Annotated in this window: 10 protein-coding genes; 7 read left to right on the forward strand and 3 right to left on the reverse strand. The window is 73.2% G+C overall.

The genetic code is table 11. The features are described 5' to 3' along the window. Positions 1–41: 41 nt before the first annotated feature. The 3 genes from ABD220_RS01000 to ABD220_RS01010 all read left to right on the forward strand — a co-directional run bounded on the left by ABD220_RS01000 (position 42) and on the right by ABD220_RS01010 (position 3,483). The gene (locus ABD220_RS01000; RefSeq protein ID WP_344119025.1) at positions 42–1,454 is read left to right on the forward strand and encodes a bifunctional o-acetylhomoserine/o-acetylserine sulfhydrylase; all 1,413 of its coding nucleotides are present in this window, start codon (positions 42–44) and stop codon (positions 1,452–1,454) included. Next, positions 1,451–2,635, forward strand: coding sequence for a homoserine O-acetyltransferase MetX (metX, locus tag ABD220_RS01005; protein ID WP_344119027.1), 1,185 nt, complete (start codon positions 1,451–1,453; stop codon positions 2,633–2,635). The genes ABD220_RS01000 and metX overlap by 4 nt, the downstream gene beginning before the upstream one ends. 161 nt (positions 2,636–2,796) lie before the next feature. Then, positions 2,797–3,483 carry an alpha/beta hydrolase gene (locus tag ABD220_RS01010; protein WP_344119028.1) on the forward strand — a complete coding sequence of 229 codons (687 nt, stop codon included), beginning with the start codon at positions 2,797–2,799 and terminating at the stop codon, positions 3,481–3,483. Here the strand turns inward: ABD220_RS01010 and ABD220_RS01015 are convergent. Further along, complete coding sequence (locus ABD220_RS01015) at positions 3,467–3,709, reverse strand: RNA-binding S4 domain-containing protein (protein WP_344119030.1); 243 nt, start codon at positions 3,707–3,709, stop codon at positions 3,467–3,469. The genes ABD220_RS01010 and ABD220_RS01015 overlap by 17 nt on opposite strands. 196 nt (positions 3,710–3,905) lie before the next feature. Between ABD220_RS01015 and ABD220_RS01020 the strand changes: the two genes are divergently transcribed. Beyond that, the gene (locus ABD220_RS01020) at positions 3,906–5,288 is read left to right on the forward strand and encodes a glycine--tRNA ligase (protein WP_344119032.1); all 1,383 of its coding nucleotides are present in this window, start codon (positions 3,906–3,908) and stop codon (positions 5,286–5,288) included. Further along, positions 5,288–6,262, forward strand: a complete 975-nt coding sequence (locus tag ABD220_RS01025) for a GNAT family N-acetyltransferase (RefSeq protein WP_344119034.1) — start codon at positions 5,288–5,290, stop codon at positions 6,260–6,262. Before ABD220_RS01020 ends, ABD220_RS01025 begins: the two co-directional genes overlap by 1 nt. Positions 6,263–6,347: 85 nt before the next feature. Here ABD220_RS01025 and ABD220_RS01030 read toward each other — a convergent pair whose 3' ends face one another. After that, positions 6,348–7,610: an FAD-dependent monooxygenase gene (locus ABD220_RS01030; protein ID WP_344119036.1), complete on the reverse strand. Its 1,263-nt coding sequence runs from the start codon at positions 7,608–7,610 to the stop codon at positions 6,348–6,350. 34 nt (positions 7,611–7,644) lie between these two features. Beyond that, complete coding sequence (locus ABD220_RS01035) at positions 7,645–8,952, reverse strand: MFS transporter (RefSeq protein ID WP_344119038.1); 1,308 nt, start codon at positions 8,950–8,952, stop codon at positions 7,645–7,647. Between the two features lie 158 nt (positions 8,953–9,110). On the opposite strand from ABD220_RS01035, the gene ABD220_RS01040 reads away from it, so the two are divergent. Together ABD220_RS01040 and ABD220_RS01045 are read left to right on the forward strand one after the other, a co-directional pair. Continuing rightward, positions 9,111–9,926, forward strand: a complete 816-nt coding sequence (locus ABD220_RS01040; protein WP_344119040.1) for an IclR family transcriptional regulator — start codon at positions 9,111–9,113, stop codon at positions 9,924–9,926. A gap of 160 nt (positions 9,927–10,086) precedes the next feature. Continuing rightward, positions 10,087–11,169, forward strand: coding sequence for a cupin domain-containing protein (locus ABD220_RS01045; RefSeq protein ID WP_344119284.1), 1,083 nt, complete (start codon positions 10,087–10,089; stop codon positions 11,167–11,169). Positions 11,170–11,224: the final 55 nt, after the last annotated feature.

An 11,224-nucleotide genomic window follows, 5' to 3' on the forward strand; every position in this document is an offset into this window, starting at 1 on the left:
GCCGGGACGGGACCCCTGAGATCCGCAAGGAGTCCCACGGCATGTCCGACCTCCCCGCCTCCAGCACCGGCGTCTCCGCCGCCCCGACCGACCTGGCCCCGGCCGAACGCCCCACCCCGGCGAACCCCGGGGGCTGGGCCTTCGAGACCCGGCAGATCCATGCGGGACAGAGTCCCGACCCGGTCACCGGCTCCCGCGCCCTGCCGATCCACCAGACCACGTCCTTCGTCTTCCCCGACGCCCAGGCCGCCGCCGACCGCTTCGCGCTCGCCGAGCTCGGCCCGATCTACACGCGGATCGGCAACCCGACCACGGAGGTCGTGGAGAACCGGATCGCCGCCCTGGAGGGCGGCGTGGGCGCCCTCATGCTCAGCGCGGGGCAGTCGGCGACGACCTTCGCCGTGCTCAACGTCGCCGGCGCGGGCGACCACGTCGTGGCCAGCCCCAGCCTGTACGGCGGGACCTACAACCTCCTGAAGTTCACGCTGCCGAAGCTCGGCATCGAGACCACCTTCGTGGCGGACCCGGACGACCCCGAGGCCTGGCGCCGGGCGGTCCGGCCGAACACGAAGGCCTTCTACGCGGAGACGATCCCGAACCCGCGCAACGACGTCCTCGACCTCGAGACGGTCTCCGGGATCGCCCACGACCACGAGGTGCCGCTGATCGTGGACAACACCGTCGCGACCCCGTACCTCATCCAGCCCTTCCGCTGGGGCGCGGACATCGTGGTGCACTCGGCCACCAAGTTCCTGGGCGGGCACGGCACCGCCATCGGCGGCGTGATCGTGGACTCCGGGAACTTCGACTTCGGCCGCTACCCCGAGCGCTTCCCCGGCTTCAACCAGCCGGACGAGTCCTACGGCGGCCTCGTCTACGCCGAGGCCCTGGGCGCGGAGGGCCCCTTCGGCGTCAACCTGTCCTACATCCTCAAGGCCCGCGTGCAGCTGCTGCGCGACCTCGGCTCGGCGATCTCCCCGTTCAACGCGTTCCTCATCGAACAGGGCATCGAGACGCTGTCCCTGCGGATGGAGCGGCACGTGGCCAACGCCGGGAGGGTGGCCCGCTGGCTCGAGGCGCGCGAGGACGTGCGCGCGGTGTCCTGGGCCGGGCTGGAGTCCTCCCCGTGGCACGAGCGGGCGCAGAAGTACGCGCCCCGGGGCGCCGGATCGATCCTGGGCTTCGTCCTCGACGGCGGCCGGGAGGCCGGAGCGGCCTTCGTGGACGCCCTGACCCTGCACTCGAACGTCGCGAACATCGGCGACGTCCGCTCCCTCGTGATCCACCCGGCGTCCACCACGCACAGCCAGCTCCTGCCCGAGGAGCAGCTGGCCGCCGGCGTGGAACCCGGCTTCGTGCGGCTGTCCGTGGGCCTGGAGAACATCGACGACATCCTGGCGGACCTGGAACAGGGCTTCGCCGCGGCCGCGGCCGCGCACGGAGGGCAGGAGTGACCGTGACGGTCGTGGGGGGCACGGACGCCGGGACCACCGTGCGCGAGGACGGCGTGCCGCGGGTGGCCGGGATCGGCGAGCTGGAGCTCGAGTCGGGTTTCCGGCTGCCCGGGGTCCGGATCGCCTACGAGACCTGGGGGACGCTCGCCCCGGACGGCTCCAACGCGGTCCTGGTGGAGCACGCCCTCACCGGGGACACCCACGTGGCGACCGGCCGGGCCCGCCCCGGCGCCCCCGAGGCCGAGCGGCGCGCCGCGCAGAGCGGCGGCTGGTGGGAGGGCCTCGTCGGCCCCGGCGCCGCCATCGACACGGACCGCTGGTTCGTGGTCTGCACCAACATCCTGGGCGGCTGCTACGGGTCCACGGGCCCGGCGACCCCCGCGCCGCCGGAGGTGGACCCCCAGGGCCGCCCCTGGGGCTCCCGCTTCCCGCTCGTCACCGTCCGGGACTGCGTGCACGCCGAGGCGGCCCTGGCCGACGCCCTAGGCATCGACGCCTGGCGCCTGGTCATCGGCGGCTCCATGGGCGGGGCCCGGGCCCTGGAGTGGGCCGTAACCTACCCGGACCGCGTCCGGGCGTGCGCGGTGGTCGCCGCGTGCGCCCAGTCCAGCGCCGAGCAGCTCGCCTGGGGCCAGGCGCAGAAGCTCGCGATCCGCCAGGACCCCCACTTCCGGGGCGGGGACTACTACGACGGCCCGCCGCCCGTCACGGGCCTGGGCCTGGCACGGCGGATCGCCCACATCACCTACCGCTCGGCCGACGAGCTGCACCACCGCTTCGGGCGCTCGCCGCAGGCCGACGAGCAGGTCATCGACACGCACGCCGACGGGCGGGGGCGCTACCAGGTGGAGAGCTACCTCGACCACCAGGCGTCCAAGCTGGCCGGCCGCTTCGACGCCAACAGCTACCTCGCCGTCAACGAGACGCTGATGTCCCACGACGTGGCCCGGGGCCGCGGCACGCTCGAGGAGGCGCTGTCCGTGACCTCGTGCGAGTGGCTGGTGGCGGCGGTGGACTCCGACCGGCTCTACCTGCCCCACGAGTCCGACGTCCTCGCCGCCGCGCTGCCCGGGGACGTCCGGCGGCACACCCTCACCTCGCCGTCGGGCCACGACGGCTTCCTCATCGAGACGCCCCAGCTCGGCAAGCTGCTCGTGGAGACCGTGCTGCGCGAGCACTGAGCCGGGGGCGCCCGGCCCGTCCGGTCCGGGGTCCCACAGCGCCGGGTCCTCGAGCTCCCGCAGGCCCCACAGGTCCACCGGGACGGCGTCGTGCCGGGACGCGACCACGCGCACGTTCTCGTCGTGGATCGCGATCCGGCCCCGGGTGGCACACTGGTGCCATGATCGACGCCACCGTCCCGGCCGGGACCGCCACCCCCTTCGCCGTGTGGAGCAACGACGCCGACGCCCGCCCCGGCACCCCGCTGCTCGTGCTCCTGCACGGCTACGGCTCGCACGAGCAGGACCTCATGGGCCTCGTCCCGGCCCTGCCGGGCGAGTTCAGCGTGGCGTCCCTGCGCGCGCCCCAGCCCATCCGGTTCGGCTACCAGTGGTTCCCGCTGGCCGCGGACCTCAGCTTCTCCCTCGACCGGGTCGCCGAGGCGGTGGCGCCCGTCGCGGCGTGGCTGCGGGAGCTGGCCGCGGACCACCCCAGCATCACGCTGCTCGGGTTCTCCCAGGGCATGGCCATGGCCACGTCCCTCGCCCGCCACATGCCGGGGGAGATCGCCGCGGTCGTCGGCCTCTCCGGGTTCGTGGTGCCCGGGGAGCACCCCCTCTTCGCCGACGACCGGCTGCGGGAGCAGCCGCTGCGGATGTTCTGGGGCCGCGACCCGCAGGACCCGGTCATTCCGCAGGAGCTCGTGGACTCCACCGCCGAGTGGGCGCTGGAGCACGCCGACGTCATGAAGGTGCAGTACACCGGGGTCGGCCACGGGATCAGCCCGCAGGAGGTCGGGCACGTGCGCGAGTACCTCACCCACGTGGTGCTGGGCGAGCGGGCCCGCCGGATCAGCCCCCCGCGGTGATCCGGACCGAGGCGCCGCCGGCGGACACGACGTCCCCCGGGCGCAGCTGCCGGCCGCGCCGCGTCTCGACCTCGCCGTTGACCGAGACCTGACCGTCCTCCACGAGGCCCCGGGCGTGCGCCCCGTCCTCGGCGAGGTTCGCCAGCTTGAGGGCCTGGCCCAGCCGGATCATGTCGTCGCGGATGGGCAGGTCGTCAGGGCCGCCGGGCTGCTGGGAAGTCGTCATGCCCCCATTGTCCCAGGTCCCGGGCGGTCGGCGGGCACGGCGGGAATTGGCTACCCTGGGTCGGGGACGTCGCACGCGGCGTCCCCGTTCGTGACGGCCGCCGACGGCCGGTTCCCGCCCGGCCCACCGCCGGGCCACACCACCCACCACGCGCGTCCGCAGCCGGCGGTCGGGCGAGACCCCGGAGGAATTCCACATGGCCCCCAAGTCCACGCTGGACAACGTCATCTCGCTGGCCAAGCGCCGCGGTTTCGTGTTCCAGGCGGGTGAGATCTACGGCGGTTCCCGCTCGGCCTGGGACTACGGGCCCCTCGGCGCGGAACTCAAGGAGAACATCAAGCACGAGTGGTGGCAGACCTTCGTGCGCGGCCGCGAGGACATGGTGGGCCTCGACTCCTCGATCATCCTCCCGAAGGCCGTGTGGGAGGCCTCGGGGCACGTGGCGACCTTCACGGACCCACTCGTGGAGTGCACCTCCTGCCACAAGCGCGCCCGACAGGACCACCTGGTCGAGGCGTTCGAGGAGAAGAAGGGCCGCGCCCCGGAGAACGGCATGGCCGACATCCCCTGCCCCAACTGCGGGACCAAGGGCCAGTGGACGGACCCGCAGCAGTTCTCCGGGCTGCTCAAGACGTTCCTCGGCCCGGTCGACAACCAGGAGGGCCTGCACTACCTGCGGCCCGAGACGGCGCAGGGCATCTTCGTGAACTTCAACAACGTGGTCACCGCGGCCCGGAAGAAGCCGCCGTTCGGGATCGGCCAGATCGGCAAGGCGTTCCGCAACGAGATCACCCCCGGCAACTTCATCTTCCGCACGCGCGAATTCGAGCAGATGGAGATCGAGTACTTCACCCACCCGTCCGAGGCCGGGCACTGGTTCGACGAGTGGGTCGAGGCGTGCTGGAACTGGTTCACGGACCTGGGCATCGACCCCGGCCACATGCGCCGCTACGACGTCCCCGAGGACGACCGGGCGCACTACTCCGCCGGCACCATCGACATCGAGTACCGGTTCGGCTTCCAGGGCAACCCGTGGGGCGAGCTGATGGGCGTGGCCAACCGGACCGACTACGACCTCGGTGTGCACAACGAGCACTCGAACACGGACCTCAGCTACTTCGACCAGCAGACCAACGAGCGCTACGTCCCGTACGTGATCGAGCCGTCCTTCGGCCTGACCCGCTCGATGATGGCCTTCCTCGTGGACGCGTACACCGAGGACGAGGCCCCCAACTCGAAGGGCGGGGTGGACAAGCGCACGGTGCTCAAGCTGGACCCGCGCCTGGCCCCGGTCAAGGCCGCGGTGCTGCCGCTGTCCCGCAACGAGGACCTCTCGCCGAAGGCCAAGGACCTGGCCGCCGAGCTGCGCCGGAGCTGGAACATCGACTTCGACGACTCGGGGGCGATCGGGCGGCGCTACCGCCGCCAGGACGAGATCGGCACCCCGTTCTGCATCACGGTGGACTTCGACACCCTCGAGGACCAGGCCGTGACCATCCGCGAGCGGGACGCGATGACCCAGGAGCGCGTGGCCCTCGACCAGGTGAAGTCCTACCTCGCCGGGAAGCTCGTCCGCTGATGAGCGGCGCACTGACCGGCCCCGGGCTGCGGCCCTGGCGGGACGGGGACGACCTGCGGCTGCTCGAGGTGTGGCCCGATCCGGAGACGCCCCAGGCCGCGGCCTTCCGGGCGATCCTGCGCCCCGACGACGACGCCCCGTGGTCCCGCACCGTGGTGGCGGAGGACTCCGGGGTGCCGATCGCGGCCGGCACGGTCTACGAGTCGGCGCTGCACCCGTCGCGGCTGTGGGCCTACGTGGAGGTCGCCCCCGACCGCCGCGGCGAGGGGCTCGGACGGGCCCTGCTGGAACGGCTGCGCACCGAGGCGGCGGGCTCGCCCTCGGGCGTGCAGGCCCTGCGCACGAAGGCCGCGCCCGGCTCGGCCGGTGAACGGTTCGCGCGGGCCGCCGGGCTGGACCCCGTCCAGAACTCGCGCGTGGTCCGCGTGGCGGCCGGGGCGCTGCCCCTCCAGCCGCTGCGGGAGCACCCCGACGGGACGCCGGCGCAGGCCGTCGAGGACCTGGCCACCGGCTCCGTGGAGCTCACCCGGGCGCTGTGGGCGTTCTACCGCTCCGTGCACGACTGGGACGAGCCCGCGGAGCTGACCGTGGGCCGGGTCAACCAGCTGTTCCTCTCCGACGCCGCACACGCCTTCGGGGCCCTGGTGCTGCGCAACGGCGTGGGCCCGGGGGAGCGGGGCAGGATCTCCGCGTTCGCCGTGAGCTACCGGCCCGTCGAGCTCGACGCCGCCCCGGACGCCCCGGCCCCGGAGGAGGACGCCCCCGCCCACGTCATGCTCGGCTGGACGCCGGGGGACGCCGCGGCGGGCCCCGCGCTCGAGCAGCTGCTCGCGCTGCTGGCCCACCACCACCCCGTGCAGTTCCAGGTGGACGGGTCGATGGAGCCGCTGACCGCCGTCGTGGAGAACCTCCTGGCGGCCGGGGCGGCCACGGTCGTGGAGGACTCCGTCGTGCTCGCCGAGCCCGCGGACTGATCCCCGGCGGGAACCGGGGACGGACCGCGCCCCGGCACTGCGAGGTGCCGGGGCGCGGCCCGGGGACGGGACCGGACCGCCCTGCTCAGCCGGCCGTGCCGGTCCCGGCGCGCTGGGCGTCCGCCCGGGCCGAGGTGTAGTCCTGCTCGCCGTAGAGCCAGTCGGTGTAGTCCCAGATGCCGTGCTTGTCCGCGGACTTCCACAGCAGGTTGCGCACCGTCCGTTCGACCGGGCCGGTGAGGTGCCAGGACTCGCCCCAGACCCGCGCCGTCGCCTGGATCCGCGCGGTGCGGGGCTGGCGGACGGCGTTGTACTCCCGGAACACGGCGTTCCACCGCGAGGGGTCGTGGTGCTCCGGGTCCGCGAACACCGACGTCGAGGCGATGGCCTCCAGCGCGGCGGCGTCCTCGAGGGCCTGGCAGGCGCCCTGGGCGAGGTACTGCAGCATCGGGTGCGCGGCGTCGCCGGCCAGGGCGATGTTGCCGTCCACCCAGTTCTCGATCGGCACCCGGTCGAACATGGGCCAGCGCTGGACGTGGCTGAGGTTGTCGAGCGCCGCCCGGACCTCCGGCACGCAGTCCCGGTAGGCCTCGCGCAGCTCGTCGTCGCCCTCGTGGACGAGCCGGCCGGCGGCGAAGGACGGCGAGCGGTAGACCGCCACGGTGTTGAACAGCTCCCCCTGGCGCAGCGGGTACTGCACGAGGTGGCACTCGGGCCCCATCCACACGACCACGGCCTCCATGTCCCCGGAGTGCTCGATCTGCGAGACCGGCAGCGCGCCCCGGTAGGCCACGTACTCGGAGCCCACGGGCTCGTCGTCGGAGAGCTGGGCGCGGACCACGGACCTGATCCCGTCCGCGGCGACGATCGCGTCGGCCTCGAAGACCCGGCCGTCGTCGGCGGTCGCCCGGGCCACGGCGCGCCCGTCGATCTCGAGGTTCTCCGTCCTGGCCACCCGGACGTTGTTGTGCAGGGTCACGCCCAGCGCGGTGCACTCCTCCATGAGCAGGCGGTGCAGGTCCGAGCGGTGGGCCACGATGTAGGGGGCGCCGTAGTGCTCGTAGTATTCGCCGGTGACGTCCTCCCGCAGCAGCTCCTCGCCCGTGAGGGCGTCGCGGAAGACGATGTACCGGGGAGCCACGCCGGTCTCGACGGCCCGGTCGAGCACCCCCCACTCGCGCAGCAGGCGGGTGGCGTTGGGGGACATCTGCAGGCCGGCGCCGACCTCCCCGAACTCGGGGGCCTGCTCCACGAGCTCGACCTCCGCGCCGAGCCGGCGCAGGGCGAGGGCGTTGCCGAAGCCGCCGATGCCGCCTCCGATGACGAGGACCTTGGTGTGCTGTGCCATGGTGGTGATTCCTTTCGAGCTGGGCTGGACGAGGTCAGGCGAGCGGCCGGGGACGGTGGACCCGGGGCGCCTGGCGGGCGTTCCTGATGACGGGCAGGAGGGCGAACTGCAGGACCGTGGCGACGGCCGCCGCGCCGGCGAAGAGCATGAACACGGGATGGACGCCGTCGGCGGGATCGGCGTAGGCGCCGAGCACGAGCCCGGCCGTCTGCGGGGCGAGGACGGCGCCGATGCGCCCCACGCCCAGGGCCCAGCCGAGCGCGGTGCCGCGGAGGCTGTCCGGGTAGTACAGGGTGATGGCGCCGATGATCAGGGACTGCGTGCCGTGCGTGCCGACGCCGGCGAGCACGAGCATCAGGTAGATCAGCCAGACCGGCTCGTCGCCGACGACCATGATCACGAGCAGCCCGGCCGCGGCGGCGCCCGAGGCCACGGCGCCGGTGCGCACCGGGCCGAACCGGTCCCCGGCCCAGGCCGTGAGCACGGAGCCCAGCACCGCGCCGAGGTTGAGGACGAGGGCGAACGTCAGCGCCCCGCCGATCTGCGCGCCCTGCAGCCGCATGAGGTTCGGCAGCTCGGTGCCCAGCCCGTACCAGGCGAAGAGGGTCGCGAGGGTGGCGGCGGCGAACAGGACGCTCATGGTCAGGTGGGGCGGGCGCAGCAGGGACCCGAAGCCGGGCCTGTGCACCTGCTCGGCGGCGGCGGCGGCCCGCTGCTCCCGGCCGGGGTCGGCGGGGATCATCTTCAGGGCCAGGGGCACCAGCACGACGAGGGCCAGGACGGGGAAGACGAACATCCACCGCCAGCCGTCCCAGCCGAGCCAGTCCGCGGGGATGACGGGAATGCCGGTCAGCGCGGCGAGGGAGCCGCCGATCGGCACCCCGGACATCATGAGCGTGGCCATGGCCGAGCGCCACCGCGGCGGGATGAAGTCCGCGGCGAGGGCGTTGGCCGAGGGCACGAGACCGCCCAGGCCGAGCCCCGCCACGAGGCGCAGCAGCGCGAAGACCCACTCGTTGGGGGCCACGGCGCACGCGACGGTCGCCAGCGAGAAGACGACCGTGCACCAGATGACCGTCTTCTTCCGGCCCAGCCCGTCGGAGAGCCGGCCGGCGAAGACCGCCCCGATCATCATGCCGAGGAACGCCGAGGAGCCCACCGTGCCGGCGGTCGCCTGGGACATCCCCCACTCCTCCATGAGGGAGGGCTTGACGGTGCCGAAGACGATGAGGTCGTAGCCGTCGAAGACGATGAGCAGCCAGCAGACGAGGACGGCGATCCAGCGGGCGCGCCGCCCCGCCGGAGCGGGCGGGGCGGCGTCGGCGAGAGCCGTTGCGGACATCGGGACTCCGTTTCACAGGTGATGGGTGCCACTCGAGTGCGGCGCGTCACACCAGGATGGGCCGGGGACCCCGGGCTCCCGAAAATTATTCTGCCATGTGGAAGATGCGGTGTGCTGTGGATCTCCACCGGACCCCGGCGGGCGCCTAGACTGGGCCCGTGCAGAACCAGGACCTGGAGCGGAAGCCGGCCTACTCCCTGCAGTCCGTGGACAACGTCCTGCGCCTGCTCCAGATGCTGCGCGACTCCGGCGGCGTGCGGCTCAAGGACGTGGCGCAGGAACTGGGCGTCGCCCCCTCCACCGCCCACCGGCTGCTGTCGATGCTCGTCTACCGCGGCTTCGCCGTCCAGGACGACTCCCGCCGCTACCTCGCGGGGCCCGGGCTCGGCGTCTCGGTGCCCGAGTCCGGGTCGCACAGCCGGCTGCGCGCCCTCGTCCAGCCCTATCTGGAGCTGCTCAGCGAGCGCACCCAGGAGACCACGAACCTCATGGTCCGGGTCGGCACCACGGTCCGCTTCCTCAGCTCCGTGGAGGGCGCGGGACTGCTCAAGGTCGGCGACCGGCGGGGTGCCGTCCTGCCCGCGGCCGCCACCTCGGCGGGCAAGGTCCTGCTGTCCTACCTGTCCGAGGAGGACCTGGCGCGGCTGTACCGCACGAGCTCGGCACGGACGGCGGGGGAGTACCTCGACGAGGCCGCCTTCGGCTCCTTCGTCCGGTCCCTGGCCATGATCCGTTCCGTGGGGCTGGCCTTCAACCGCGAGGAGGCCGAGCGCGGGGTCTCCGCCGTCGCCTGTGCCGTGCGGGACCCCGAGGGGCGCGCCCTGGCCGCACTGTCGGTGTCCGTGCCCGGGCAGCGGGCCGGTGTGATCGAGGACCGGGCGGTGATCCGGGCGCTGCGGGAGGTGTGCCGGGAGATCGAGGGGGAGATCGCCGGGGAGATCGCCGCGGAGGTCGACTCCGGCGGGTCCCGCTGAAGCGCTCGCCGGAGCCCGGCCGAGATTCCGCAGAGCAGAATTTGTTGCCGGTTCCGCCGGCACCTGCTCTAGCGTGGCCCGTAACCCACAGCACAGCGCAGGGTGAGCCGCCCCGCGACCCGCGATCACCGAGGAGCCCATCTTGACTCACGACCACCGGATGACGGTCCAGGCCCCCACGCCTCAGGAGCAGGTCCAGCTCGACGCCCTGTACCGGGACTTCGAGGCCGGTCACATGGTCCCGCTGTGGACGGAGATCGGCGACCTCATGCCCGAAGCCCCGGCCTCGGCCGCCGTGCCCTTCGTGTGGGAGTGGGGGAACCTGCTGCCGCTGGCCGAGCGGGCCGGTGAGCTGGTGCCCGTGGGCCGCGGCGGAGAGCGCCGGGCCATCGCGCTGGCCAACCCGGGGCTGGGCGGGCGCCCGTACGCGACCCCCACCCTGTGGTGCGCCATCCAGTACCTCGGGGGCCACGAGGTGGCCCCCGAGCACCGGCACTCCCAGAACGCCTTCCGCTTCGTCGTCGAGGGCGAAGGCGTGTGGACGGTGGTCAACGGCGACCCCGTGCGGATGTCGCGCGGGGACTTCCTGCTGACCCCGGGCTGGAACTTCCACGGCCACCACAACGAGACCGACCAGCCGATGGCCTGGATCGACGGGCTCGACATCCCGTTCGTGCACTACACCGACACCGCGTTCTTCGAGTTCGGCATCGACCGGGTCACCGACGAGTCCACCCCGCAGTACTCCCGCGGGGAGCGGCTGTGGTGCCACCCCGGCCTGCGGCCCCTGTCGGGTCTGGTCAACACCGTGTCCTCCCCGATCGGGGCCTACCGGTGGGAGCACACCGACGCCGCGCTCACCGAGCAGCTGGCCATCGAGGACGAGGGCTACCCCGCCACCGTCGAGCCCGGCCACGCGGCCGTGCGCTTCGTGAACCCGACCACCGGCGGGGACGTGATGCCGACCATCCGCGCCGAGTTCCACCGCTTCCGCCCCGGTGCCCAGACCCGCACCACCCGGGAGGTCGGCTCCAGCGTCTACCAGGTCTTCGAGGGCCGCGGCCGGTTCGTGCTCAACGGCGAGGTCCGTGTCGTGGAGAAGGGTGACCTCGTGGTCGTGCCCTCCTGGACCGCCTGGCAGATCCAGGCCGAGACCGGCTTCGACCTGTTCCGCTTCGGCGACCAGCCGATCGTCGAGAAGCTCAACTTCCACCGCACCTTCGTGGAGGGCGAGGAGAAGTAGCACCCCATCTCCTGCGCGCCGCTCCGGACCACGTGCGGTGGCGCCCCGCCGGGCG

The organism is Kocuria aegyptia, assembly GCF_039530085.1.
GTDB lineage: Bacteria > Actinomycetota > Actinomycetes > Actinomycetales > Micrococcaceae > Kocuria > Kocuria aegyptia.